This is a genomic window from Dactylosporangium sp. CA-092794, from assembly GCF_050948465.1.
Taxonomy (GTDB): Bacteria; Actinomycetota; Actinomycetes; order Mycobacteriales; family Micromonosporaceae; genus Dactylosporangium.
The window spans coordinates 1,818,493-1,844,987 of sequence record NZ_CP192044.1 but is presented as its reverse complement, the minus strand read 5'-3'; the positions used below and the strand labels follow the sequence as shown (position 1 = coordinate 1,844,987).

Genomic DNA, 26,495 nt, shown 5'->3' with positions numbered 1-26,495 from the left:
GAGCACTGCGCTCCGCCGGTGGCCGCAGGAACCACCACGATCACGCGTTGGCCACCGCAAACACCCACGCCGGAGGACGTGCCCCGCAAGCGGGGCAGGAGCGCTCAAACCCGCAATAACCGAAATGTCGGGCGCTGGCGCGCCCGACATTTCGGATTTATACCCCGGCGGGTGGAAAGTCGGACTCTACGCGTCCGGCAGCCGGGTAGGCGGACTCCGCGCGCCCGGCGGGAGGGTAGGCGGTGAATCGGTACGAAGGCGTCAGCGGGCGATCTCGGTGACGCGCGACTCGCGCACGACCGTGACGCGGATCTGGCCGGGGTAGGTCAGCTCCTCCTCGATCTGCTTCGCCACGTCGCGGGCGAGCACCGCCGCGCCGATGTCGTCGACGTCGTCGGGCCGGACCATGACCCGGATCTCGCGCCCGGCCTGCATCGCGAAGACCTTCTCCACGCCGGACTTGCCGCCGGCGATCTCCTCGATGCGCTCGAGCCGCTTGACGTACGCCTCGAGGCTCTCCCGGCGCGCGCCCGGCCGGCCGCCCGAGCAGGCGTCCGACGCCTGGGTCAGCACGGCCTCGATGGTCTGCGGCAGCACCTCGTTGTGGTGCGCCTCGATCGCGTGGACCACGTCGTCGTGCTCGCCGTACTTGCGCGCCACGTCCGCCCCGATCAGCGCGTGACTGCCCTCCACCTCGTGGGTCAGCGCCTTGCCGATGTCGTGCAGGAACGCGCACCGCTTGATCAGCGCCGGATCCAGCCGCAGCTCGGAGGCCATGATGCCGGCGATGTGGGCGGTCTCGACGAGGTGCTTGAGGACATTCTGGCCGTACGAGGTGCGATACCGCAGCCGGCCCAGCAGCGTCATCAGCTCCGGGTGCAGGTCGGTGATGCCGACCTCGACCAGCGCGTCCTCGGCGGCCCGCTGGCACAGCCGCTCGACCTCGTGCTTGGCCTGCTCGAAGACCTCCTCGATACGGTGCGGGTGGATCCGCCCGTCGAGGACCAGTTTCTCCAGGGTGAGCCGCCCGATCTCCCGGCGCACCGGATCGAAGCAGGAGAGGAGAACCGCCTCCGGCGTGTCGTCGATGATCAGGTTCACCCCGGTCGTCGACTCGAACGCCCGGATGTTGCGCCCCTCGCGCCCGATGATCCGGCCCTTCATCTCGTCGCTGGGCAGGTGCAGGACGCTGACCACGCTCTCCGCGGTCTGCTCGCTGGCGACCCGCTGGATGGCGTCGACGACGATGTGCCGGGCCCGCTGCTCGGCGGTGTTGCGCGCGTCGTTCTCGATGTCCCGCACGAGCAGCGCCGCCTCGCGCTTGGCCTGCGCCTCGATCCCCTCCACGACCTCGACCCGCGCCGCGTCGGCGGTCAGCCCGGCAATCCGCTGGAGTTCCTCGCGGTGCCGCTCCTCGCCCTCCGCGAGCTCGCCCTCCCGGCGCGCGAAGGACGCTTCGCGGTCCAAAAGATCCGCTTCGGTACTGCTGATGCGCCGATCCCGCTCCGCCAGCCGTTCGGCCTCCTCGGCCAGCAGCCGCTCCCGCTCGTCCAATCGGCGCTGCCGGCGCTCCGCGTCCTGCGACTGCTCCTTCGCCACCGCGGTCAGCTGGCTGACCTCGCGCTCCCCGGCCCGCCGCGCCGTGGCCCGCGCCTGCTCGGCGTCGGCCTCGGCCTGCCGGTGCGCGCGCTCCAGCAACGAGTCGGCATCGGCCCGCGCCCCATCCAGAATCCGCCGCGCCTCCGACCGCGCGGCGCTCGCCTCGGCCTTTGCCGCCGCCGCTTCGGTACGAGCGGCAGCCGCCGCCCCCCGAGCCTCGTCCACCGCCGCCGTAGCGTCCTCGGCCGCGGTCCGCAGCGAGGCCAGCGAGTGCTCCTGCCGGTCCTTCTCGGCGAGGAAGACCGGATCGTCAACCGTCGTCGCGGACACCGTGCCCGGCACGCTCACCCCGAGCCGCCGCACCACCTTGAGCGCGACCACGAGCGCGACGATCACGACGACCCCGAGCACGGTCATCGCCACCGTCATCGCAATCTGAAACCCGCTCACGCCGCCACCTCACCAACCGCCGCGCGGCACCCGCCGCGCCCACCCGCGCGCACCCGGTCCGCGGAGCGCCCCGCCGCCCAGCTCCCGGTCGCGTAGCGCCCGCCCGCACCGTTCCAGCTCACAGCGCTCCGGCCCACGCCGCTCCAGCTCACAGCGCTGCGGCGCACGCCGTTCCAGCTCGCACCGTTCCGGCTCGCAGCGCTCGGGCCCACGCCGCTCCGGCCCACGCCGCTCCAGCTCGCAACGCTCCGGCCCACAGCGCTCGGGCCCACGCCGCTCCGGCCCACGCCGCTCCGGCCCACGCCGCTCCGGCCCACGCCGCTCCGGCCCACGCCGCTCCGGCCCGCACCGTTCCGGCCCATGCGCCCGAGGTCGGCGCGCACGCGGTCGGCGCGGTCGGCGCGCACGCGGTCGGCGGCCTCCCGGGTGGTGCCGTCGCCGCTCGCACCGACCGGGCCCGCGCCGTTGCGGCGCGCGTCCGGCCGGCCGGCATTCGACCGGTTCGCACCCCACGCTTCGTTCACAGCCACCGCCGCCCTGTCGATCCGGGCGGTCCCGCCCCCGGTTGCAACCCTACTTGGGTCGGCCGTCCGGGTACGCGGCTCAAGGCTTCCCCGCCCTCCCGGGTCCTCCGCCCGGCGCCGCGCGGCCGGAGGCCGGCCTCTTTCGCCGGCTTCGTCGCCGTCGCCATCGGAGGCTCCTTGGCCACCGCCGGACCGCTCGCCGGCACGGCCTCGCCCGGCCGAGAGGCCAGAGGGGTTTTCGGGGTCGCAGAGGATGACACGGGCGCTCTCCGTCACGACGTCACCTCGCTCCGCTCAGCGCCGCGCATCTGCGACGGCGGGTGATGTGGAGGAGACGCCCGACCAACCGCGCATCAAGGTATGTCGATATTGAGGCGTAGAGAGCCCCGCTGCTGGGTCGCCGCTAGCGCCATCGCCTCCCGCAAGGCGTGGCGCTCGTGTCCGCTATGAACGTTGAGTAAGTGTTGCTGATCTGTGACGCGATCTATGTTGTGCGGTAAACCCGCGGTGGTTGGGCGGTCTCCATCTGGTAACGCCGAGGCTAGGTCTTGAAGGGCGCTTCGGTCAAGGACTCATGATCGGGCACCATACGGGACGTAAGTCCGCCAAGTACCGTCGCCAGCCGAAACGTCCCAGCGGCAACATTTGGCCGGATGTTTCCGGCATGTCAACCGCTCAACTCCCGCCAGCATCAACCCGCCGCAACGCCGCACACACAGAGCGAAGCGACCGCCAGCCGAACAGCGCAGTCATTCCACCACACTGCGTGGCGCCGCCAACCAATCCATCGACGATCATCACCACCAACCACGAACCGGCACGGCCCCGACCTCGCCGACCAGTCACAAAATCGCGACGTTCGCCACCGAGCAGAACGCCATAAGGCAAACGCACGCTCCCACAGCTGACATCCGGACGACAACCGGACGAGCAACAAACGACGGACGCGCACGGCGGCGGACCGGCACCGGCACCGCACGGCTGTGACGCAGCGGCCGGAAGTCTCCGTGATCATGCACAACCCGGCGTCGACACACCGGTTTTTCATGATCGTGGAGTGGTGATGTACCCCTGTGTACCGAAAGGCTCCGGGATCATGGCAAACCCGGTGTGCGGCCACCGCGGACATCATGATCACGGAGACATACGTCCGGCCCGGCCGGTGCGACATCCGCACCGTCCGGGCGCGCCGCGCCGCACTGTCGCCGCACCGCACCGTCCGGGCGCACCGCACCGTCCGGGCGCACCGCGCCGTCCGGGCGCACCGCGCCGCACCGCGCCGCGCCGCACCGCGCCGCACCGCACCGCGCCGCACCGCACCGCGCCGCACCGCGCCGCGCCGCACTGTCGCCGCGCGCATTGGCAACGGCCATGGTGATGTCGCCGCTAGTGGCCACCGACGCCCAGCCCGCGACGGCCGCCTGGCATCAATTGGCAGGACGGCGGACCGCGGAGCGCGGAGCGCGGAGCGCGGACGAGGCGTTACTGCGTGGAGGGGTCGGAGGCGGCGTCAGGGTCGGAAGCGGCGTCGGCGAGGGCGTCGGGGTCGATGCCGTCCGCGAACTCGGCGGCGTCCTCGCGCTCGGCCATCGCCTCCTTCACCAGGCGGAAGGCCAGGCCGGGCGGGTACCCCTTGCGCCCGAGCATGCCGACCAGCCGGCGGAACACGGCCTCCGGTGCTCCCCGGGTCTCGGTCCGCAGGCGGCGGGCGACCAGCTCGCGGGCGGTCTGTTCCTCCACGTCCGGGGCGACCTGCTCCAGCGCCTCGCCGACCTCGTTGGGCGAGACGCCCTTGCGCCGGAGCTCGCCGGCGAGCGCGCGGCGGGACAGGCCGCGGCCGTGGTGGCGGCTGGTGACCCACGCCTGGGCGAACGCCGCGTCGTCGATGATGCCGACCTCGTCGTATCGGTCGAGGATCTCCGCGATGATCTCGTCCTCCACCCCGCGCTTGCGCATCGCGGTGGCGAGCTCGGCGCGGGTCCGGGGGCGCGCCGCCAACTGCCGCAGGCAGAAGTCCCGCGCTGCTTGCCGAGGATCGACCGGCTTCGCCGGCGCCCCGTCACCGCGCCGCTCCTCCGCCCGCGGCTTTCGGGCCGGTTCCGAACTATCGGAAATGTCCGAAAGTGGCGCACCCGAAGGCTCCGAGCCGGGCAGCACACGCCCCGAACGAAACGACGCAGCCCGCGAACGCGACGGCCCCGACCCGCCACGCGACAACCCGGTCTCCGAACGCGACGGCGCGGACTCCGCACGAGACGGGACAGCCTCCGACCGAGACGGCACAGACCGGCCCCGCGACGACCCAGCCTCCGAACGCGACGACGCAGAGTCCGGCCGAAACGGCGCAAATCCACCCCGCGACGACCCAACCTCCGAGCGAGGTGGCACAGACCGGCCGCGCGACGGCTCAGCCTCCGAGCGAGACGGCGCGGACCCCGAGCCGGATGGGACAGACCGGCCGCGCGATGGCTCAGGCTGAGAGCGTGGCGGCGCGGGCTGCGGCTCCTCGGTGGCGGCCCAGGGATTGCCGGGGCCGGGCTGCCAAGCCGGCCGGGGCGGGGCGGACGCGCCGACGTCACCGGTGGTCGTCCAAGGGTTCTCGCCGCCCGGGTCGTCCCACGGCGCCGCCGGCGCGGACGGTTCGAATGACGGTGGCGGCGCGGGCGGCGCAGGACGGTGTGGCCGAGCGGCCGGCGCCGGGTCGCCCGCGGCCAGCCACGGATTCTCCTCGTCGCCCGAGGAATCCCAGGGCAGACCGGCAGCGGTCGCGTCATCCCCGCCGGACATCAGCACACCTCCGGCCGCGAAACCGTCTCAAGCACAGCAAACCGACCCCAAGGCCCACGAATCACAAAGCCCACGAACCCGCAGTCACGAGCCACTCCGACCTCCAGCACCGCGGCCGAGCCGCGGAGCCACGACCCGCAGGCCCGCGGAACCGCGAACCCGCAAGGCCGCGAACCCGCAAGCGAGCAGCGAGCAAGGGCAAGGGCAAGGACCCGGGGCCGGCCTTGGCGGCTTGGCCCGCGAAGGCCGGCACCGGGCAGTTGGGTGGCGGTGGTCAGAAGTCGACCGGGGTGACCTCGGGGCCGCTGGCCGCGTCGGAGGCCTGGCCGACGCCGACGCCGAGCTTTTCCTTGATCTTCTTCTCGATCTCGGCGGCGACGTCGGGGTTTTCGCGCAGGAACTTGCGCGAGTTCTCCTTGCCCTGGCCGAGCTGGTCGCCGTCGTACGTATACCACGCGCCGGACTTGCGGATGATCGTCTGCTCGACGCCGACGTCGATCAGGGAGCCCTCGCGCGAGATGCCCTTGCCATACATGATGTCGAACTCGGCCTGCTTGAACGGCGAGGCGACCTTGTTCTTGACGACCTTGACGCGGGTGCGGTTGCCGACCACGTCGGTGCCGTCCTTGAGGCTCTCGATGCGGCGCACGTCGAGGCGGACCGAGGCGTAGAACTTCAGGGCGCGGCCACCGGTCGTGGTCTCGGGGCTGCCGAACATCACGCCGATCTTCTCGCGCAGCTGGTTGATGAAGATCGCCGTGGTGCCGGAGTTGTTGAGGGCACCGGTGATCTTGCGCAGCGCCTGGCTCATGAGGCGGGCCTGGAGGCCGACGTGGCTGTCGCCCATCTCGCCCTCGATCTCGGCGCGCGGCACGAGGGCGGCGACGGAGTCGATGACGATGATGTCGAGGGCGCCGGAGCGCACCAGCATGTCGACGATCTCGAGCGCCTGCTCGCCGGTGTCGGGCTGGGAGACCAGCAGCGCGTCGGTGTCGACGCCCAGTGCCTTGGCGTAGTCGGGGTCGAGCGCGTGCTCGGCGTCGATGAACGCCGCGATGCCGCCGGCGGCCTGCGCGTTGGCGATCGCGTGCAGGGCGACGGTGGTCTTACCGCTGGACTCCGGGCCGAAGACCTCGATCACCCGGCCGCGCGGCAGGCCGCCGATGCCCAGCGCCACGTCGAGGGCGATGGAGCCGGTCGGGATCACCGCCTGGGGCTGCTGGACCCGCTCGCCGAGCCGCATCACGGAGCCCTTGCCGAACTGCTTGTCGATCTGTGAGAGGGCGAGCCCCAGCGCCTTCTCCCGGTCAGGTTGCACTGCCATGTTCGTCACCCCTGCGTTCGCGGTCTTCGTCGGCGTTCGTTTGGTCACGCTGACACGCTAAGCGCCGGGTATGACAAAAATCTGCCGCGGGCGCCCAACGAGCGAGAAGGTTACCCGTACATCTGTACGATTCGCACGGCGACACGCCGAAAAACCTCATCGTAGGCGGGCAGGAACACGCTCCGGGTAAGTGGCGACTACGGCGCGCCACACGTCCGCCGTCTCGACGCCGCCCGCCAGCGCCTCCTCGATGGTGCGGCCGCCGAGCTGCGAAAACACCTGATCGTGGGCGATGCTGTGCGCATATCCCACCCCGAACACCTGCTCCAGCCGCTGCCAGAAATCCGTCAGACGCACACGACCACGCTAACGGAGGACCCGGGCGAGCAGCGGTACCACCGCCACCCCGGCGAGGATGGTCAGCACGGGGTACCCGAAAAGGTCGACGACGAGCCCCGACAGGGCGCCCGCCGAGGCGCCGGCCACGCCCATGACGACGTCGGAGAGTCCTTGGACGCCGGCGCGCCGCTCCACCGGTACCGACTCGGAAAGCAGGGTCGAACCGGCGACCATCGTCGCGCTCCAGCCCAGCCCCAGCAGGAACATGCCGATCGAGAGCAGCCACGTCCGGTCCCCGGCGGCGCCGCTGAGCGCGCAGGCGAGCACCAGCAGCCCCACGCCGCCGAGGATCACCGGGCGGCGGCCGAAGCGATCGGCGAGCCAGCCGGCCAGCGGTGACAGGGCGTACATGCCGGTGATGTGGATGCTGATCACCAGGCCGACGAGGCGCAGCAGGTCGCCGTGATCGTGGATGTACCCACCGATGTGGACCGGGGTCATCGACATCACTCCGACCATCACCACGTGACCGACGGCGACGGCGGCGACACCCGTCCGCGCGCCGGCGCTGTCCCGCACGGTCCGGGCCGCCTCCCGCCAGACGCCCCGCCCGGCGGGGACCGGCCCGCCGGCGAGGGCGCGCGCGGTCAGCAGCGGATCGGGGCGCAGCGCCAGGAAGATCACGAACCCGGTCAGGCCGAAGGCGACCGCGCTGAACAGGTACGGCCCGCCGTATTCGGGCACACCCCACCGCCCGAGCAGCCGATCCGTGAGCGGGGCGAGGTTGGGCCCGGCGACCGCGCCGACGGTGCTCACCCACACCACGATCGACAGGTGGCGGGCCCGCCGGTCGGGCGCGGCGAGGTCCACGGCCGAGTACCGCGCCTGCAGGTTGGCCGCGCTCGCCCCGCCGAACAGCAGGGAGCCCAGGAACAGCAAGGGCACGCTGGCGAGGTACACCGCGAGCCCGACCAGCAGCGCCCCGAGCGTGCCCGCGACGTAGGCGAACACCAGCCCGGGCCGCCGCCCGCCGGAGCGCATCAGCCGGGTCGCCGGGATCGCGATCAGCGCCGCGCCGATCACCGAGCAGCTGCCGGTCAGCCCCGCCGCCCACGGCCCGGCCAGCGACGCGGCGAGCAGGGCGCCGACGGAGACGCCGCTGGCCACGCCGAGCCCGCCCACGATCTGCGTGCCGACGAGCAGCCCGAGGGTGCGTCGCTGCAGGGCGGCGACACCGACGGCCGGTTCGACGAGGGTCATCCGGTCGAGGACAGTAGCAGCACAACCGCCGTGGCCGCCTCGGCCGCGTCGTCGCCGGCGGCCCGCACGAGGACCGTGGAGCCCGCGGTCGCGTTCAGCCCCATGATCGCGAGCACGCTGCGGGCATTGGCCCGCTTCTCGCCGAAGATCACTTCGACGGTACTGCGGAAGCCCGCCACCACCCGGACCAGCGCCCCGGCGGGCCGGGCGTGCAGATCCCCGGGCAGCACCACGGACCGCTCAGAGCTTACGGACATCGCGGGCCTCCACCGCCGCCTGCGTGACCTCCTCGAGGCCGGCCCCGGTCCCGGCCAGCACGGCCGCCGCGACCGCGCCCTCGACGAACGGCGCGTCGACGAGCACGGCGTCGTTGGCGACCCGGTCCTCCAGCACCGTGCGGGCGGTGAGGACGGCACTGCCCAGGTCGGTGAGCACGAGGACCCCGGCGCCCCGGTCGGCCCGGTCGATGGCCACCAGGATGCGGTCGTAGCTGGTGCCCAGCCCGCCGTCGTCGGTGCCGCCCGCGGCCTCGATCGGCACCTCCTCGCCCGCGACCTGGACGAGCATGTCGCGCAGCCCGTGCGCCAGCCGTTCGCTGTGGGAGACCAGCACGATCCCAACGAGTTGCCCCATGTCAGGCAATGCTATGTGCCCGCCGTACCGCCAAAATGGCAGGCATGAAGAAGTTCATCAACGACCCGGCCGACGTGGTCCGGGAGGCGCTCGCCGGGCTCGCCGCCGCGCACCCGGAGCTGCGGGTGGACGTCGAGGCGGGGTTCGTGGCGCGGGCCGGCGCGCCCCGCCCGGGCAAGGTCGCGCTGGTCTCGGGCGGCGGCTCCGGGCACGAGCCGCTGCACGCCGGGTTCGTCGGGCCGGGGATGCTCGACGCCGCCTGCCCCGGCGAGGTGTTCACCTCACCCGTGCCGGACCAGATCCTGGCCGCCACCCTGGCGGTCCACGCGGGCGCCGGCGTGGTGCACATCGTGAAGAACTACACCGGCGACGTGATGAACTTCGAGATGGCCGCCGAGCTGGCCGACGAGGAGCGGATCCAGGTCGAGACGGTGCTCGTCGACGACGACGTGGCCGTGGAGGACTCCACCTGGACCGCCGGGCGCCGCGGTACCGGCGCCACGCTCCTGGTCGAGAAGATCGCCGGCGCGCTGGCCGAGGAGGGCGGCTCGCTGCGGGCCGTGGCCGAGATCGGCCGCACCGTCAACGAGCGCTCGGCGTCGTTCGCGGTCGCGCTCACCGCGGGCACCACGCCCGCCGCCGGCAAGCCCGGCTTCGACCTCGCCGACGACGAGATGGAGGTCGGGGTCGGCATCCACGGCGAGCCCGGCCGCAGCCGGCAGCACATGCGCCCGGCGCGCGAGGTCGCCGCGCTCGTCGTCGACGCGGTGCTGGGCGCCAAGCCGGTGGCTGCCGGCGAGCCGCTGATCGTCCTGGTCAACGGCCTCGGCGGCACGCCTTTGATGGAGTTGTACCTCATGTTCGGCGAGATTTCGCGCCGGCTGGACGACGCCGGGGCGCGGATCGCGCGTTCGCTGGTCGGCAACTACGTGACCAGCCTCGACATGGCCGGCCTGTCGCTCACCGTATGCCGGGCCGACGACGAGCTGCTGCGGCTGTGGGACGCACCCGTCCGCACCCCGGCGCTGCGCTGGGGGGCGTGAGCATGGACGAGGCGCTGGCCCGGGCCTGGATCGCCGCCGCCGCCGAGGTCGTGCGCGCGGAGGCGGACCGGCTCACCGACCTCGACGCGGCGATCGGCGACGGCGACCACGGCGTCAACCTGCGCCGCGGCTTCGACGCCGCGGTCGCCGCGCTCGGCCCGCTGCCGTCCACCACCGCCGGCGACGTGCTGGGCAAGACCGGCACGACGCTGCTGTCGAAGGTCGGCGGCGCGTCCGGGCCGTTGTACGGCACGGTCTTCCGCGCCCTGGGCAAGACCCTGCGCGACGGCGGCTCGCTCGCCGACGGCCTGCGGGCGGCGCTGGACGGGGTACAGAAGCTGGGCAAGGCCGTCGTGGGCGACAAGACCATGGTCGACGCGCTGTCCCCGGCGGTGGCCGCCTACGCCGCCGCGGCCGGCGCGGGCGAGGCGGCCGCCGCCCGGGCCGCGGCGGACGCGGCGGCCGAGGGCGTCCTGGCCACCGTGCCCCTGCAGGCGCGCAAGGGCCGCGCCTCCTACCTGGGCGAGCGCAGCATCGGCCACCCCGACCCGGGCGCGACGTCCACGGCGCTGATCCTGGCCGCGCTCGCCGACGTCACAGCCCGAGGCTCCGCCCGATGATCTCCTTCATGATCTCGGTGGTGCCGCCGTAGATGGTCTGGACCCGGCTGTTGAGCCACGCCTTGGCGACCGGGTACTCCAGCATGAAGCCGTAGCCGCCGTGCAGCTGCACGCACCGGTCGGCGACCCGGTTCTGCAGCTCGGTCGTCCACCACTTCGCCTTGGCCGCGTCGGCGACGCTCAGCCGCCCCGCGTTGTGCTCCAGGATGCAGTGGTTGAGGAACGTGCGCGCGATCGTGACCTCGGTGTCGAGCTCGGCGAGCAGGAACCGGTTGTGCTGGAACGTGCCGATGGGCCGGCCGAAGGCCTCCCGCGTCGTGGCGTACTCCAGCGTGATCTTGAGAATGTGCTCGGCCGCCGCGACGGCCGCGACGGCGATGCCGAGCCGCTCCCGCGGCAGGTTGGCCATCAGGTGGTAGAAACCGGCGTTCTCCTGGCCGATCAGGTGGTCGGCCGGAATGCGGCAGTCGTCGAAGAACAGCTCGGCGGTGTCGTTGGCCTTGAGCCCGACCTTCTCCAGCCGCCGCCCGCGGCTGAAGCCGGGCGTGCCCGTCTCCACCGCGAACAGGCTGATGCCGTGCGCGCCCTTCGCCTGGTCGGTCTTGGCCACGACGACCACCAGGCCGGCCATCTCGCCGTTGGTGATGAACGTCTTCTGCCCGTTGAGCACCCAGGCGTCGCCGTCGCGCACGGCGGTCGTCCGGATGCCGGCCAGGTCGCTGCCGGCCCCCGGCTCGCTCATGGCGATGGCGGTCACGATGTCGCCGGAGCAGAACCCGGGCAACCATCGTTTGCGCTGGTCATGCGTCGTCAGTTCGGTGAGGTACGGCGCGACGACGTCGTTGTGCAGGCCGAACCCGAGCCCGAACGCGCCCGCGGCCATGATCTCCTCGACCAGCACGGCGTTGAACCGGAAGTCTTTCTGCCCGCCCCCGCCGTACTCCTCGGGCACGTCCATGCCGAGCAGCCCGGCGGCGCCGGCCTTGCGCCAGACCTCCCGGTCGACGATCCCGGCCTGCTCCCACTCGTCGTTGTGCGGCACGGCCTCCCGGGCCAGGAACTCGCGGCAGAGGTCTCGAAACGCGCGGTGCTCGGCCTCGTACAGGTGCTGCTCCATACGGGCCAGTGTGCGCCTAAAGCCCCAGCATTCCGTAGAGGTGGTCGGGCAGCGGCTCGGCGCCCTTGGGCTCCTCCACGGTGACCGGCCCCCCGAAGTCCGAGTACGTGGCCGCGACGGTGTCCCCCGGGATGTTCACCGTCAGGGCGGTCAGGCGGTCCCGGTCGTCGACGGCCGCCTCGAACGGCACCGCCCGCGCCGCGTCGCCGAGCTGCAGCACCTGGCCGACGTTGACCGGCCCCCACGCGGCGACCCGCGTCATGTCGACGGTGCCGGTGTACTTCCGGCCGCCCCGCGTCACGTCGTGCGTCGCCGCCACCAGCGCCTGCACGCCGGTCGGGTCCTTGATCGCGCTCAGCCCGAGCGCCCCCGGCCGGGTCACCCGCGCCGGATCGACCCGATACCAGGTCCCGCCGTCGAACCCGGGCAACGGCAGCCCGGTCAGCCGCGTGTACACGGCCCCGCGCACCGACACGGTATCGATCTTCAGCGAGTTCCCGCCCGAGCTCACGCTCACCGAGGCGTCCAGCACGTCGGCGATCGGGTCGATGGCGCCGGCGTAGCTCCCTTCGTTCGCGGTCACCCGGAACCGGTAGCTGCTCAGCGCGAGCCCGCCGGCCCCGGCCGCCAGCCCGCTCGGCGACGCCCGCACACTGACCCGCGGCGCGGCGCCCCCGCCACCGGGCCCGCCGCCGGTGCACCCGGCCATCCCCGCTGCCACCAGCACCACGCCCACGACGGCGCTCCACCTCATAGCTGCGGGAGCGTACCCGGCGCGAACGACCGAGCCGACCGGGCAAAGCCAAAGTTCAGTTGTTCAACAGGCTGTACACAGCCGCCGTCGCCGGCAACACTTCGCCGGCCTTGGGCGCGACGATCGCCACGGGCCGCCCCTGGTCGCGGTAGTCCACGGCAATCGTCCGCGCCGCATGCCGCCCGTAGGCCGGCACCGTGATCCGCACCGACCCGAGCCGCCCCTGCCCATCCACGGTCGCCACGAACGGCACCCCCTTCGCCCGCTCCCCGAGCACCGCCAGCCCTTCCCCGTCCGCCACCCCGAGATCCCCGCCGCGCGTGAGGTCGTACTCGCCCACGATCCGCCCTTGCCCGTCGACCCGCGCCCCACTGACCCGGTCGGCCAGCTGCTGACTGCTCGTCGGATCGTCGGTCTCGAACAGCCCGATGATCCCGAGCTTGGCCACCTTGGTCCGATCGAACCGGTACCACTTGGCGGAGCTGACCCCCTTCGCCGGAATGCTGGTGCGGAAGTACCGCTCACCCCCGCCCAGCACGATCCCCTCCAGCGAGAACCGCACCCCCGACGCCACGGACTCCAGCCGCGCCCGCCGCTTCCCCGAGGGATCGACCGCCCCCGTCACGGTCCCCTGGTCGATCGTCATCGTGTACGAATACCCGCCCTCCTCAAGCCCTTTGACGGCCGCCACCAGCACCTGCCGCCCCCGCCCCTCCGGCGACGCGGCCGCGGACGTGGCCCCGCCCCGCTCGCCCCCGCCGCCACACCCACCGGCCACCAGCACCGCGAGCACCGCAACCACGACGCCCACAAGCCCGCGCCACCTCGACCCCGGCCGCCCAGCCACTGGCGCGGAGAACTCCCCCACAACCGCCGCCCTCCCACACCCAGCCGACGCCCCCGACCCACCAGCCGCCCCGAACCCGCCAACCGCGCCCGGTTCGCGCAGCGCCCCCGGTTCGCCCACCGCGACCGCCACGGCCCCGGCAACGTCGTCGCCTGCCCGAGCCATCAGCGCACCCTGCACCCCCGCCGAACCCACGCCACCGCGCCCGCCCGCACCAACCAACGCCGGCCCGGACGCGGGCAGCACGCCGCCGGGCGCGGGCGACGCCGCCACACTCCCCGGACTCTGCGGCCCGATGAGCGGCCCGGACGCGAACGACGCGACGCCCGGCGACACGGCCGAAGCCGACGCGCCACCAAATCCGACCGACAACGCGACCCCGGACGCGGACGACGCGACCCCGGACGCGGACGACGCGACCCCGGGCGCGGACGACGCGGCGGCGACGCCAAGCGCGGATGACGCGGACGCAGCCCCCGGCGCGGGCCTGGACGACGCGGACGCAGATGCGGGCGACGTGACGGCGGCCCCGGGCGCGGATGACGCGGGCGCGGGCGACGCGGCGGCAGGTGCGGGCGGCGGGGGGCAGTCGTGGCGCAAGCTCTTCCTCCTTGAATGAGCGTGCGGCGCGGCCCCGGGCCAGACCGGCGTGTGGCCGGGCCCCGCGGCGGTCGCCGCCTATGAACCCTTCAACAGCTCATAGGCCGCCGCGGACGCGGCCGGAGCCGGGGCGCGACCGGGGCACCGAGGGCCGCATACGTCGCCGGCGTGGCCGATCAGGGTCGGCCGGATGGAGCTGCCGAGGATGGTCTTCACGGTCGTTCCTCCCCTGGGTGAGGCACCGCCCGCCCCCGTATTGCGGGCGGTGCCCGATGCCTGGGGACAGTAGCGGGAGGGTCTGACATTTTTGGTTGTCGCTGGTCAGGGGCGGACTGCTATTGTGCCGGCACAGTCCGAGTTTCGTACTAGTACAAAAGAGGCCAGCATGTTCCAGCAGACGGCCCGGACCACTCCCAGGCGCCTGCCCGAGCGGGCGACCTACGACGTCGCGCTCGTGCATGCCGTGCTCGACGAGGCGTACGTGTGCCACCTCGGCTACGTCGCCGACGGCGAGCCGCGCGTGCTGCCGACCCTGCACGCCCGCGTCGGCGACACGCTCTACCTGCACGGATCGACCGGCAGCCGGGCGCTGCTCGCGGCCCGCGACGGCGGCCTGCCGGTCTGCGTCACGGTGACGCTCATCGACGGGCTGGTGCTGGCCCGATCGCAGTTCCACCACAGCGTCAACTACCGCTCCGTGGTCGTGCACGGCACGGCGCGGCTGGTCGCCGACGAGGCGGAGCGGGCGCGCGCGTTCACGGCGCTGGTCGACAAGGTCGCGCCCGGGCGGGCCGCCGACAGCCGGCCGCCGGACCGCAAGGAGTCGGCGCAGACGGCCGTGCTGGCGCTGCCGCTGGCAGAGGTCTCCGCCAAGGTGCGCACGGGCGGCGTCAACGACGACCCCGAAGACCTCGATCTGCCCCATTGGGCCGGAGTGGTACCGCTCAAGCTCACCCGGGGGCAACCGGAACCGGCGGACGCACTCGGAGTACCGCTGCCGGATTATCTGCGGGCGCAGCAGGACTCCTGGCATCGTCCGGCGCGGCTGGCGGGCCGGCACGTGGTGCTCGAACCGCTGGATCACCCGCACGCTCCCGCGCTCTTCGCGGCGCTCGACGACGAGGCGGTGTGGACGCACCTGACCAGCGCCCGGCCCGCGTCCGTGGCCGAGATGGCGCAGCTGGTGGCGGCGGCCCTGGCCGATCCCGACCGGGTGCCGTTCGTGCAGCTCGAGGCCGCGACCGGGCGCGTGATCGGCAGCACGTCCTACTACAGCGCCAACGCGCACAGCCGCTCGATCGCGATCGGACACACGATGCTCGGCCGTCCCTGGTGGCGTACCGGGGTCAACACCGAGTCGAAGCTGCTGCTCATGGCGCACGCGTTCGACACGCTCGGCGCGCTGCGCGTGGAGTGGCACACCGACATCCGCAACGCGCGCTCGCAGGCGGCGATCGAGCGGCTCGGCGTGCAGCGGGAGGGGGTGCTGCGGGCCCACCGGCGCCGTCCCGACGGCAGTCAGCGTGACACCGTGCTGTATTCCATGATCGCCGGCGAATGGCCCGCCGCGCGGGAGCGGCTGACAGGAGCGCTGGCGGCGCGCTCGGCGTGACCGAGGCGCACTGGGGGTCCCCTGCCGCGGCAGGGGACCCCTTCGCTGCCCGGCCAGGCAAGTTGGGTGGGGACACAGTAGCTAACCGGTTCAATTCCGGCAAATCGCCACTGGGCTTCAAAAAATGTCGTACCCCCGCGGCAGGATGGGGGCATGGCAGAGCTGGAGGGCTTCGGGGCGGCGACGCGCGAGTGGTTCCGCGCGGCGTTCGCGGCGCCGACCGCGGCGCAGGCGGGCGCGTGGCAGGCGATCAGCGCCGGCCGGCACGCGCTGGTGGTGGCGCCGACCGGCTCCGGCAAGACCCTGGCCGCGTTCCTGTGGTCGCTCGACCAGCTGGCCGCCCGGCCGCCGGCCGAGCCGGCCCGGCGCTGCCGGGTGCTCTATGTCAGCCCGCTCAAGGCACTGGCCGTCGACGTGGAGCGCAATCTGCGGGCCCCGCTCGCCGGCATCCGGCAGGCCGCCGCCCGGCTCGGCCAGGAGCCGCCCGACATCCGGGTCGGCATGCGCACCGGCGACACGCCGGCCGACGAGCGCCGGGCGTTCAGCCGCACCCCGCCCGACATCCTGATCACCACGCCCGAGTCGCTGTATCTGCTGCTGACCTCCCAGGCGCGCGACGCGCTGCGCGGGGTGGAGACGGTCATCGTCGACGAGGTGCACGCGGTCTGCGCGACGAAGCGCGGCGCCCACCTGGCCCTGTCGCTGGAGCGGCTCGACGCGCTGCTGGAGCGGCCCGCGCAGCGGGTGGGGCTGTCGGCGACGGTGCGGCCGATCGACGAGACCGCGCGGTTCCTCGGCGGGGCCGCGCCGGTCGAGATCGTCCAGCCGCCCAGCGCGAAGACGATCGAGGTCGAGGTGCAGGTGCCGGTCGAGGACATGACGGCGCTCGGCGAGACCGCGCCCGGCGAGGACGACGACGGGGCACCGCGGCAGGCCTCGATCTGGCCGGCGGTCGAGGAGCGGGTGCTCGACCTGATCGAGGGTCACCGGTCCACGATCGTGTTCACCAACTCGCGGCGCGGCGCCGAGCGGCTCTGCGCGCGGATCAACGAGCTGGCCGGGGCGCGGGCCGGGATACCGCAGCCGGCGTCGCCGCGCACCCCGGCGGAGATGATGGCCCAGGCCGGGCAGGCCAACGGGGCACCGCCGGTGGTGGCCCGCGCCCACCACGGCAGCGTCTCGCGGGAGGAGCGCAAGCAGATCGAGGAGGCGCTCAAGTCCGGGCAGCTGCCGGCCGTGGTCGCCACCTCCAGCCTGGAGCTGGGCATCGACATGGGCTCGGTCGACCTGGTGGTGCAGATCGAGGCGCCGCCGAGCGTCGCGGCCGGGCTGCAGCGGGTCGGCCGGGCCGGGCACCAGGTCGGCGCGGTCTCCCGCGGCGTGGTCTTCCCCAAGCACCGCGGCGACCTGGTCTCCTGCGCGGTGGTCGCCGAGCGGATGGTGGAGGGCGGCATCGAGGAGCTGCGCTATCCGCGCAACCCGCTCGACGTGCTGGCCCAGCACGTCGTGGCGATGGTGGCGATGGAGCCCTGGCCGGTGGCCGGCCTGGCCGCGCTGGTGCGCCGCGCCGCGGCCTTCGCCGACCTGCCCGACTCGGCGCTGTTCGCGGTGCTCGACATGCTGGCCGGGCGCTATCCGTCGACCGCGTTCGCCGAGCTGCGCCCGCGCGTGGTGTGGGACCGCTCGGAGGGCGTGCTGACCGCCCGGCCGGGAGCGCAGCGGCTCGCCGTCACCAGCGGCGGCACGATCCCCGACCGGGGACTGTTCGGGGTGTTCCTGGCCGGCGCGGAGAAGGCGGCGCGGGTCGGCGAGCTCGACGAGGAGATGGTCTACGAGTCGCGGGTCGGCGACGTGTTCCTGCTCGGCTCGACGTCGTGGCGGATCGAGGACATCACGCCCGACCGGGTGCTGGTCTCCCCCGCGCCCGGCGCAGCCGCCAAGATGCCGTTCTGGAAGGGCGACTCGCCGGGCCGGCCGATCGAGCTGGGCCGGGCGATCGGCGCGCGGCTGCGCGGGTTCGTCAAGTCCGGCGACGAGGCGGCCCGGGCCCACCTGCGCACCGGCGGGCTCGACGACTGGGCCGCCGACAACCTGCTGGCCTATCTGCGCGAGCAGCGCGAGGCGACCCGGCACCTGCCCGACGACCGCACGGTGCTGGTGGAGCGGTTCCGCGACGAGCTCGGCGACTGGCGGATGACCGTGCACTGCGTCCTCGGCGCGCGGGTCAACGCGCCGTGGGCCCTGGCGATCGGGCGCCGGCTGAGCGAGCGGTATGGCCTCGACGCCCAGGTCATGCCCAGCGACGACGGCATCGTGGTCCGGCTGCCCGACGTCGCCGACGAGCCGCCCGGCGCCGACCTGGTCGCGTTCGACCCCGACGAGATCGCCGGGATCGTGGAGGAGACGGTCGGCACCTCGGCGATGTTCGCCGCCCGGTTCCGCGAGTGCGCGGCCCGGGCGCTGCTGCTGCCGCGCCGCGACCCGCGCCGGCGGCAGCCGTTATGGCAGCAGCGGCAGCGCTCCGCGCAGTTGCTCGACGTGGCCCGCGACTACGCCGACTTCCCGATCACGCTCGAGGCGGCCCGGGAGTGCCTGCAGGACGTGTTCGACGTCGCCGGCCTCGTCGGGGTCATGCGCGACATCGCCGGGCGCAAGCTGCGCCTCGTCGAGGTGGAGACGCAGCGGCCGTCGCCGTTCGCCCGGTCGCTGCTGTTCGGCTACGTCGGGGCGTTCCTCTACGAGGGCGACGCGCCGCTGGCGGAGCGGCGGGCCGCCGCGCTCGCGCTCGACCCGACCCTGCTGGCCGAGCTGCTCGGCCGGGTGGAGCTGCGCGAGCTGCTCGACCCCGCGGTCGTGGCCGAGACCCAGCTGTCCCTGCAGTGGCTCGGCGCGCAGCGCACGCCGCGCGACGCCGAGGACGTGGCCGAGATGCTGCGGGTGCTCGGCGACCTGTCCGACGCCGAGCTCGCCGCCCGCGGCGCCGACCCGGCGTGGGCCGCCGAGCTCGCCGCCCAGCGCCGGGCGATCCAGGTCCGCGTCGCCGGCGAGCCGCGCTGGGTGTCGGTCGAGGATGCCGGGCGCTACCGCGACGCGCTCGGCGTGGCGCTGCCGGTCGGGCTGCCCACCGCCTATCTCGAGCCGGTCGCCGACCCGCTCGGCGACCTGGTCGGCCGCTATGCGCGCACCCGCGGGCCGTTCACCGCCGCGGCCGGCGCGGCCCGGTTCGGGCTCGGGGTGTTCGTCGTCGAGCAGGCGCTGCGCCGGCTGCCGTCGGTCGTCTCCGGCGAGTTCTCCCCGGGCGGTGCCGGCACCGAGTGGTGCGACGCGGAGATCCTGCGCCTGCTGCGCCGCCGGTCGCTGGCCGCCCTGCGCCGCGAGATCGAGCCCGTGCCGCCCCGCGCGCTGGCCCGGTTCCTGCCGCAGTGGCACCACATCGGCTCGTCGCGGGCCCGCGGCGTCGAGGCGGTCGCGTCCGCGATCGAGCAGTTGCAGGGGATCGCGATGCCGGCCTCGGCGCTGGAGCGGCTCATCCTGCCGGCCCGGGTCGCGGACTACAGCGCGGCGTATCTGGACGAGCTGACCGCCTCCGGCGACCTGCTGTGGGCGGGCGGCGGCGCCATCGGCGAGCACGACGGCTGGGTCAGCCTGGCCTTCGCCGACGCCGCGCCGCTGCTGCTGCCCCCGCCGTCCGACGTCGGCGGGCCGCTGCACGACGCCGTCCTGGGCGCGCTGGAGGGCGGGCAGGCGCTGTTCTTCCGCAACCTCGCCGAGCACATCCACGCCCCCGACGAGGAGCTCATCGCCGCGCTGTGGGATCTGGTCTGGGCGGGCCGGATCTCCAACGACACCGTCGCCCCGCTGCGCGCCAAGCTCGGCGGGGGCGGGGCGCACCGATCACGGCCGTCGGCGCCCCGCTCGCGATACCGGCGCCCCGGCGGCCTGTCGCTCAACCGGGCCTCGCTGGCCGTCGCGCGCACCGGCCCGCCACAGGCGGCCGGCCGGTGGTATCTGCTGCCCGGCCGCGACCTCGACCCGACCCGGCGCGCCACCGCCAACGCCGAGCTGCTGCTCGACCGGCACGGCGTGGTCACCCGCGGCGCGGTCATGGCCGAGGACCTGCCGGGCGCGTTCGCCGGTGTCTACCCGGTCCTGGCCGCCATGGAGGAGCGCGGCGCGGCCCGCCGCGGATACTTCGTGGAGGGCCTGGGCGCGGCCCAGTTCGCGCTGCCGGGCGCGGTCGACCGGCTGCGGGGCGGCACCGAGCACCGCGACGCGCTGGTGCTGGCCGCCACGGATCCCGCGAGCCCTTACGGCGCGGCCCTGCCGTGGCCGGAGCGGGTCGTCGACGCCGGCGACGGGGAGCGGGCCGGGCACCGCGCCGGGCGCAAGGCCGGGGCGCTGGTCGTCACCGTCGGCGGCGACCTGGTGCTCTACGTCGAGCGCGGTGGGCGCACCTTGCTGTCCTACGCGGACGATCCGGAGTTGCTGGCGCTGGCGGCGAAGGCGCTCGCGGACGCGGTGCACGGCGGGGCCTTGGGCGCGTTGTCGGTGGAGCGGGCGGACGGGGAGTCGATCCTGCACTCGCCGCTGCGGGACGCGCTGGCGGGGGCGGGGTTCCGCAGCACGCCTCGGGGTTTGCGGTTGCGGGGGTGATGCTCGGAGCGGGGGCTCAGGGGCCAGGACAGGGCGGGGGCGCGCCCACACACGGGCATGGGCGTGGTTCGTCGTGCGCCCTGTCACGGCCGGCGCGGAGCGCGGTGGCGGCGTTCGCGGGCCGCTGTCAGGTTCGGTGCGGGGTCGGGCTGGGCCAGGTCAGGGTTATCGGCGTGCCAGGGGCTGCGGCCAGGCGGGTTGCCGCGTTGCCGCCGTTGACGGCTACCGCTACGTGGCCGGCCGAGTCCGCGAGGACTACCAGGGTGCCCTCGGGGGCCTCGGCGAAGGTTGTTGTGCGGGTGGCCGGCTCGCCGTTGACCTGGAGTTCGCGTGGGGTGTCGGCCAGCAGGTCCGCGGTGGCGGCCAGTTGGACGTTGCCGAAGTGGTCGATGGTCAGGACTTCCGCGGTCAAGGTTCCCTCGGACCGGGAGACGAGCGGCGCCGGGAGGCGGACCGGGTCGTCGATGTCCGCGCCGGCCTCGCGTAGGTCGGCGCCGGACCACAGGCGGGCGGCTACCGGGGCGAAGATGTCGCGGCCGTGGAAGGTGTGCGAGACCCGGTCGGCGAACCAGGTCCGGTTCGTCAGGTGGACCGCGACCGTCGGGCCGCCCAGGGCGTCGGCGGCGGGGAGGAGTAGGCCGTTGTCCGGGCCGACCAGCAGGCTGCCGTCCGCGGTTCGCAGGGCTATCGGGCGGCGGGACGTGCCCACGCCGGGGTCCACCACGGCCAGGTGGACCGACTGCGGCAAGGACGGGACGGTCTGCGCCAGCACGGCGGCGGCGCGGCGGACGTCGCCCGGGGGGATCAGGTGGGTGACGTCGAGCACGCGGGCCTGGGGGGCCAGGCGGGCGATCGCGCCGTGACAAGCCGCGACGAAGCCGTCCGACAGGCCGTAGTCGGTGGTGAACGAGATCATGCTGGGCGTCATCACGATAGTGTCGGGTCTCATGCGGCTTTGCGTGTTCGTCGAGCCCCAGCTGGGCGCGACGTATGAGGATCAGCTTGCCATCGCGCAGCGGGCTGAGCGGCTGGGGTTCGAGGCGTTCTTCCGGTCCGATCACTTTGTCAACTTCTCCGGTGACGGGCTGCCGGGGCCGACCGACTCGTGGGTGACGCTCGCCGGGCTGGCGCGGGAGACGTCGACGATTCGGCTCGGCACGCTCGTGAGCTCGGCCACGTTCCGATACCCGGGGCCGCTGGCCATCGCCGTCGCGCAGGTTGACGCGATGAGTGGCGGGCGGGTCGAGGTCGGGCTCGGGGCCGGATGGTACGAGCGGGAGCACACCGCCTACGGCATCCCGTTCCCGCCGCGGGGCGAGCGGTTCGACCGGCTCAGCGAGCAGCTGGAGATCCTCACCGGGCTGTGGTCCACGCCGGCCGGGTCGACATACACCTTCGAGGGGCGCTACTACGACCTCGTCGACTCCCCGGCGCTGCCCAAGCCGGTGCAGCAGCCGGGGCCGCCGATCATCATCGGCGGCAAGGGGCCCAACCGCACGCCGCGGCTGGCGGCGCGGTTCGCCGACGAGTTCAACGTGCCGTTCTCGACGCTGGGCGAGACCGAGGCGCAGTACCAGCGGGTGGTCGATGCGATCGAGCGCGAAGGGCGCGACGGTCGGGCGCCGATCGTGTTCTCGTTCGCGCAGACGATCGTGTGCGGCGCCACCGAGGCCGAGGTGCGGCGCCGGGCCGAGGCGGTCGGGCTGGACCCGAAGGGGCCGCAGGGCGGGCAGCTGTACGGCACGCCCGAGCGCATCGCCGAGCAGTTGCACGGCTTCGTGAAGGCGGGCGCGTCGCGGGCGTTCCTGCAGCTGCTCGACCTGCGGGACCTGGAGCACGTGGAGCTGATCGCGGCCGAGGTGGCGCCGCTGCTGCCCTGACCCCGCGGCCGCGAGGCCGCACGGCCACGAGGCCGCACGGCCACGCTAATCGGGTCGAAGGCGGGTAAGTCACGAAAAATCCGGGCAGAAACCGCGCGTGGTGCTGCCGCGGAAGGGGTCGCCGCCGGGTGAGGGGCCGATCGACGAGCCGCCACCCGGCGAACCGCCCCCGACAGACACGACGCCGACCGGACCCGAGTCCACCCACCCGGACGAGGCCGCATTGCCGGACAGCGCCGCGGCGGCGCAAGGCCCGCAAGAGCAAGAGCCGGAAGAGCAGAGCCCGGAAGAGCACGGCCCGCAAGTGCAAGAGCCGGAAGAGCACGGGCCGGAAGAGCACGGGCCGGAAAACGCGGCCGGGCGGAGGCCGCCGGGGCGGGTCGGGACGAGGCGGCCGATCCCGCGCAAGCACGTCGTCGTGCGCAAATCGGCGGCCCTGCTGGCGGTGGGCGTGCTGATCGTGGCGGCACTGGCGGTACCACTGCAGAATCCACGGCCGGAGCGTGTGCTGTGCGTGGACGATGACGTGAAGGCCCGAGCCGTGGCGGGGCTCGCCAACTTCTCCGCCTGGCTGCGGCGCAACCACGCGACCGGGTTCATCGGCGAGATCGGGTGGCCGTCGGACAAGGACGCGGCGCAGTGGAGCGGCGTCGCCGAGGCCTGGTACGAGGCCGCTGACGCGGTCGGGCTGCCGGTCACCGCGTGGGCGGCGGGCACCTGGCCGGCGAACTACCCGATGGCGGTGTACCGCCCGGTCGCGCACGGCCTGCAGGTCGACGTGGCCGGGCCGCAGGCGCGCATCGTCGAGAACCACGGCAGTACCCCCGGATATCTGCGCGGCGTCAACCTCGCCGCCGGGTCGTTCGCCGCCTCGGACAGCAACGGCGGCTTCGGCACCGGCAACCCCGGGCACTACGGGCAGGACTACACGTACGAGACCCCGTCGAGCTACACATTCCTGGCCGGGCGCGGCGTGCGGCTGGTGCGGCTCGCGGTGAACTGGGAGCGGCTGCAGCCCCGGCCGTTCGGGCCGCTGGACCAGGCCGAGCTCGCCCGGGTGCGCGCCGCCCTGCGGCACGCGCGGGAGGCCGGCCTGGCGGTGATCATCGACCTGCACAACTACGGCGACTACGCGCTCGGGGGCGGTCCGCAGGGGCCGCCGCGGATGCTCCGGCTGGGCGAGTTCCGGCTGCCCACGACCGCCCTGGCCGACTTCTGGCGGCGGATGAGCACCGCCGTGGACAACCCCGCCGTCATCGGGCTGGGGCTGCTCAACGAGCCGACCCGGCTGGCCGCCGACGGGCGCGCGGGCGCGCTGATCTGGGAGCGCGCCGCCCAGGAGGCGGTCGACGCCATCCGCGCCAACGGGGACCGGCGGGCGATCCTGGTCAGCGGGTACGTGCCGATGGGGCCGCCGTCGTGGGGCGAGATGCACCCGACGGCGTGGATCCGCGACCCGGTGCACCGCGTGGCCTACGAGTCGCACGCGTACTTCGACCACGACGGCAGCGGCCACTACTGGATGACCTACGCCGACGAGCTGCGCAGCGTGACCTGGCCGCCGCCCGCGCACTGCCAGCGGCTCACCCCGCTGGCGCGCCAGGTGCTGACCACCTGACGCGGGCCCCCGCGCGTTGCCCGTTGCCGCTAGCCTCAAACCGTTATGAGGCGTTGGTCAATACTCGTGATCGGGCTGGGCGCCGGACTGTTCGCCGGGTCGCAGCTCGCCTCGTCGAGCGCGCACACGGCGGCGCTCTGGGTCGGCGTGGCCGCCACCGTCGTCGGGCTGGTCATGTTCGCGGCGAGCCAGCCCGAGCCGCCGTGGGACCCCGCCGATCCCGACAACAACCGGCCGGCGCTGCCCGGGCTGGGCACGCGGGTCGAGCAGATCCTCCGGCTGGCCGAGCAGCAGGCCGCCGACCACCTCCGCCAGGCCGAGCAAGGCGCGCGGAAGGTGCAGGCCAAGGTCGAGGCCGGGCTGTGGCTGGTGCTGCGGCAGGGCGACGACGGCGATCCGTACGAGGTGGCCCGCCTGGAGTCCCGCGCGGACGCGGAGTCGGTGGTGGCCGCCCTCGAGGCGCGCGGGCACCTGGACCGCTACTCGGTAGCGCCGGCCGGCGAGTGAGCCGTGCCCGAGGGTGACACCGTCTGGAACACCGCGCGCATCCTGGGCGAGGCGATCGCGGGCCAGGTCGTCACGCGCAGCGACTTCCGGGTGCCGCGGCTGGCCACGAGCGACCTGTCCGGCTGGACCGTCGCCGAGCCCGCCTGCCGGGGCAAGCACCTGCTGCTGCGCTTCACCCGCGAGGGCCGCGAGCCGCTCACGCTGCACTCGCACCTGCGCATGGACGGGACCTGGCGCACGTATGCGCCGGGCGAGCGCTGGACCGGCCGCCCCGCCCACCTGATCCGGGTCGCGCTGCACACCCCGGCCGTCGTCGCCGTCGGTTACCACCTGCACGAGCTGGCGATCGTGCCGACCCGCGACGAGGCGCGGCTGGTCGGGCACCTCGGCCCCGATCTCATGGGCGCCGACTGGGACGCCGCCGAGGCGGTGCGGCGCCTGGAGGCGCGACCCGAGCGCCCGATCGCCGACGCGCTGCTCGACCAGCGCAACCTGGCCGGCATCGGCAATCTTTACAAGGCCGAGACGCTGTTCCTGCGCGGCGTGTGGCCGTGGACGCCGGTGGGCGAGGTCGCCGACCTGCCCGCCCTGGTGGCGCGGGCGCACGCGCTGATGAACGCCAACCGCGGCCGCTGGACGCAGGCGACGACCGGGTCGCTGCGCCGGGGCGAGACCAACTGGGTGTTCGAGCGCGCCGGTCAGCCCTGCCGCAGGTGCCGCACCGTCATCCGGCGCTGGACGGGCGGCGACCACGAGCGCATCACATACTGGTGCCCCGCCTGCCAGCCGGGACCCGAGCCGCTTCCGGACTGATCGCGCTGCCAGACGAGGGCGAGGTCGCCATCGGCGTCGATGTTCAAAAGCCAAAAGCCTTGGTTGTGGTACCCCATGTGCCCAAACGGTATGCATCGGGCGCGCCGGCGGCACCATGCCTAAGGAACACTTCACGCTCCCTTATCACCCGCCCAAGTGGGACCGTCGGGTTACCGGCGCCCGTCGATTCGGTGACGCGCGATAGTGTGCGTGCGGATGACGTCTCATGGGGAGGGGCGATGTGCACAACGGGGTCCGCGACCGCGCACGGGGCGGCGAGCCGGTGCACCTCCGGCTGACCCGCCGCGGCCTGCTCGCCGGCGTGCTCGCGTCGGCCGCCCTCTCGGCCTGCGACAGCGCCCCGGCGGCCGCCCCTTCGCCCACCCCGTCGCTGGTCCCGCCCGAGGACGTGCCGCTCGCCGTGTGGGAGCTCACCGGCGGCCTCACCGCCCCGGGGATCGCGGCCCTGCGCCCGCCGCGCCTGGTGGTGTACGGCGACGGCGACACCATCGCCGACGCCGCCTACCTGTCCCGCCTGGACCCGGACAAGCTGCAGGCCCTGGCCACCGGCCTGACCGGCGACCTGCGCTCGGACGCGGCCCAGAAGCAGCCGACGGTGACCCCGACGATCATGGATGCCCCCGTCACCAGGGTCACGGTGTGGACGCCGACCGGTCCGCTGTCGTTCACGGCGGTCGCGTTCGACGAGCTCAAACCCGACCATGTGTACGCCGACGTGCTCTACAACGCCCGCGACCGCCTGGCCACGGTGCACAAGACGGTGTCCGCGACCGCGCAGCCGTACCTGGCCACGCGCGTCCGCGTGGTCGCCGTCCCGGCCCTGGACACCACGTCGGGCACCGGCGGCGGCTCCCCGATCACCACCGGCGACCCGAGCGCGTCGCCCACCCTGGCCGCGTGGCCCACCGGCGTACAGCTGCCCCCGCCCAACTCGGAGGGCCTGCGCCAGGCCGACCTCGACGGCGACCCGGCCCGCGCGGCCATGCGGATCCTGACCCGGGACCTCGACCAGCGCGGCGCCTGGCCCTCCTACCAGCTGCCCGACGGCACCGCCGTCCGCGCCTGCTGGCGCTACCTGCTCCCCAACGAGTAGCCGCCCCTAGTCGGCACCCCGGACCCGGCCGGGCCCTGCCACCGCGCAGGTCACGTCCGCCGACGTGGTGTATGAGCGACGCGGCACCGGCCAGCGACGCCCGGGAACCGGCACCGCTGGCCGCGATGCCCGCCGGCGATCACGTGGTGCCCTTCCCGACACTTGTGGCGCGGCCGGCGATCGCGTCCCACCTGTCGGGAGCTGCACGGCGCAGCGACCGGAAGTCTCCGTGATCATGAGCATCGCGGCATCGACACCAACGGTTTTTCATGATCACGGAGTGCTGATGTACCCCCGTGTACCACAAGTCTCCGGGATCATGGCAAACCCGGTGTGCGGTCACCGCGGGCATCATGATCACGGAGACATACAGCCGGCCAGGCCGCGCCCACCGGTGCACC

Annotated in this window: 20 protein-coding genes and 1 pseudogene; 10 read left to right on the top strand and 11 right to left on the bottom strand. The window is 73.8% G+C overall.

Annotated features, from left to right (window positions below; translation table 11 throughout):
- Positions 1 to 261: 261 nt before the first annotated feature.
- The 7 genes and pseudogenes from rny to dhaM all read right to left on the bottom strand — a co-directional run.
- Positions 262 to 1,803 (bottom strand): annotated as a pseudogene (rny, locus tag ACQPXD_RS08130) (ribonuclease Y); the annotation flags it as partial.
- Between the two features lie 2,252 nt (positions 1,804 to 4,055).
- The gene (gene recX / locus ACQPXD_RS08125) at positions 4,056 to 4,688 is read right to left on the bottom strand and encodes a recombination regulator RecX (RefSeq protein ID WP_432843717.1); all 633 of its coding nucleotides are present in this window, start codon (positions 4,686 to 4,688) and stop codon (positions 4,056 to 4,058) included.
- A 946-nt stretch (positions 4,689 to 5,634) separates the two neighbouring features.
- A complete protein-coding gene (gene recA, locus ACQPXD_RS08120; protein WP_432836332.1) occupies positions 5,635 to 6,684 on the bottom strand; it encodes a recombinase RecA in 1,050 nt (349 codons plus the stop codon).
- A gap of 156 nt (positions 6,685 to 6,840) precedes the next feature.
- Entirely contained in the window at positions 6,841 to 7,041 is a 201-nt protein-coding gene (locus ACQPXD_RS08115; protein ID WP_432836330.1) for a DUF3046 domain-containing protein, read from the bottom strand.
- Positions 7,042 to 7,050: 9 nt separating this feature from the next.
- A complete protein-coding gene (locus ACQPXD_RS08110; protein WP_432836328.1) occupies positions 7,051 to 8,283 on the bottom strand; it encodes an MFS transporter in 1,233 nt (410 codons plus the stop codon).
- Entirely contained in the window at positions 8,280 to 8,540 is a 261-nt protein-coding gene (locus ACQPXD_RS08105) for an HPr family phosphocarrier protein (protein WP_432836326.1), read from the bottom strand. Before ACQPXD_RS08105 ends, ACQPXD_RS08110 begins: the two co-directional genes overlap by 4 nt.
- A complete protein-coding gene (gene dhaM / locus ACQPXD_RS08100) occupies positions 8,524 to 8,916 on the bottom strand; it encodes a dihydroxyacetone kinase phosphoryl donor subunit DhaM (RefSeq protein WP_432836324.1) in 393 nt (130 codons plus the stop codon). The genes ACQPXD_RS08105 and dhaM overlap by 17 nt, the downstream gene beginning before the upstream one ends.
- Before the next feature lie 44 nt (positions 8,917 to 8,960).
- On the opposite strand from dhaM, the gene dhaK reads away from it, so the two are divergent.
- Together dhaK and dhaL are read left to right on the top strand one after the other, a co-directional pair.
- A complete protein-coding gene (gene dhaK / locus ACQPXD_RS08095) occupies positions 8,961 to 9,959 on the top strand; it encodes a dihydroxyacetone kinase subunit DhaK (protein ID WP_432836322.1) in 999 nt (332 codons plus the stop codon).
- 2 nt (positions 9,960 to 9,961) lie between these two features.
- A complete protein-coding gene (dhaL, locus tag ACQPXD_RS08090) occupies positions 9,962 to 10,579 on the top strand; it encodes a dihydroxyacetone kinase subunit DhaL (RefSeq protein ID WP_432843715.1) in 618 nt (205 codons plus the stop codon).
- Here the strand turns inward: dhaL and ACQPXD_RS08085 are convergent.
- Genes ACQPXD_RS08085 through ACQPXD_RS08075 form a run of 3 tightly spaced genes read right to left on the bottom strand, consistent with a single transcriptional unit; the run spans position 10,554 to position 13,243 of the window.
- Complete coding sequence (locus ACQPXD_RS08085; RefSeq protein WP_432836320.1) at positions 10,554 to 11,696, bottom strand: acyl-CoA dehydrogenase family protein; 1,143 nt, start codon at positions 11,694 to 11,696, stop codon at positions 10,554 to 10,556. The two genes, dhaL and ACQPXD_RS08085, sit on opposite strands and share 26 nt — an antisense overlap.
- A 16-nt stretch (positions 11,697 to 11,712) precedes the next feature.
- Positions 11,713 to 12,450: a hypothetical protein gene (locus tag ACQPXD_RS08080; RefSeq protein WP_432836318.1), complete on the bottom strand. Its 738-nt coding sequence runs from the start codon at positions 12,448 to 12,450 to the stop codon at positions 11,713 to 11,715.
- Positions 12,451 to 12,505: 55 nt separating this feature from the next.
- Complete coding sequence (locus ACQPXD_RS08075; RefSeq protein ID WP_432836316.1) at positions 12,506 to 13,243, bottom strand: hypothetical protein; 738 nt, start codon at positions 13,241 to 13,243, stop codon at positions 12,506 to 12,508.
- 349 nt (positions 13,244 to 13,592) lie between these two features.
- Here ACQPXD_RS08075 and ACQPXD_RS08070 point away from each other — a divergent pair, with 349 nt between their 5' ends.
- From ACQPXD_RS08070 to ACQPXD_RS08060, 3 genes are all read left to right on the top strand, one after another.
- Positions 13,593 to 13,916, top strand: a complete 324-nt coding sequence (locus ACQPXD_RS08070; RefSeq protein WP_432836314.1) for a hypothetical protein — start codon at positions 13,593 to 13,595, stop codon at positions 13,914 to 13,916.
- Between the two features lie 366 nt (positions 13,917 to 14,282).
- Positions 14,283 to 15,509: a bifunctional pyridoxamine 5'-phosphate oxidase family protein/GNAT family N-acetyltransferase gene (locus ACQPXD_RS08065; protein ID WP_432836312.1), complete on the top strand. Its 1,227-nt coding sequence runs from the start codon at positions 14,283 to 14,285 to the stop codon at positions 15,507 to 15,509.
- A gap of 153 nt (positions 15,510 to 15,662) precedes the next feature.
- Positions 15,663 to 20,162 (top strand): ATP-dependent helicase, encoded by a 4,500-nt coding sequence (locus tag ACQPXD_RS08060; protein WP_432836310.1) that lies wholly within the window; start codon positions 15,663 to 15,665, stop codon positions 20,160 to 20,162.
- A 127-nt stretch (positions 20,163 to 20,289) separates the two neighbouring features.
- Here ACQPXD_RS08060 and ACQPXD_RS08055 read toward each other — a convergent pair whose 3' ends face one another.
- A complete protein-coding gene (locus ACQPXD_RS08055; protein ID WP_432836308.1) occupies positions 20,290 to 21,090 on the bottom strand; it encodes an SAM hydrolase/SAM-dependent halogenase family protein in 801 nt (266 codons plus the stop codon).
- A 19-nt stretch (positions 21,091 to 21,109) separates the two neighbouring features.
- On the opposite strand from ACQPXD_RS08055, the gene ACQPXD_RS08050 reads away from it, so the two are divergent.
- The 5 genes from ACQPXD_RS08050 (at position 21,110) to ACQPXD_RS08030 (ending at position 26,094) form a co-directional block, all read left to right on the top strand.
- Positions 21,110 to 22,042 carry an LLM class F420-dependent oxidoreductase gene (locus tag ACQPXD_RS08050; protein ID WP_432836306.1) on the top strand — a complete coding sequence of 311 codons (933 nt, stop codon included), beginning with the start codon at positions 21,110 to 21,112 and terminating at the stop codon, positions 22,040 to 22,042.
- Positions 22,043 to 22,460: 418 nt separating this feature from the next.
- Positions 22,461 to 23,660 (top strand): glycoside hydrolase family 5 protein, encoded by a 1,200-nt coding sequence (locus tag ACQPXD_RS08045; protein ID WP_432836304.1) that lies wholly within the window; start codon positions 22,461 to 22,463, stop codon positions 23,658 to 23,660.
- 66 nt (positions 23,661 to 23,726) lie between these two features.
- Entirely contained in the window at positions 23,727 to 24,167 is a 441-nt protein-coding gene (locus ACQPXD_RS08040; RefSeq protein ID WP_432836302.1) for a hypothetical protein, read from the top strand.
- Positions 24,168 to 24,170: 3 nt separating this feature from the next.
- Positions 24,171 to 24,980: a DNA-formamidopyrimidine glycosylase family protein gene (locus ACQPXD_RS08035; protein WP_432836300.1), complete on the top strand. Its 810-nt coding sequence runs from the start codon at positions 24,171 to 24,173 to the stop codon at positions 24,978 to 24,980.
- 226 nt (positions 24,981 to 25,206) lie between these two features.
- On the top strand, positions 25,207 to 26,094 hold the full coding sequence (locus ACQPXD_RS08030; protein WP_432836298.1) for a hypothetical protein: 888 nt from the start codon (positions 25,207 to 25,209) through the stop codon (positions 26,092 to 26,094).
- Positions 26,095 to 26,495 lie beyond the last annotated feature (401 nt).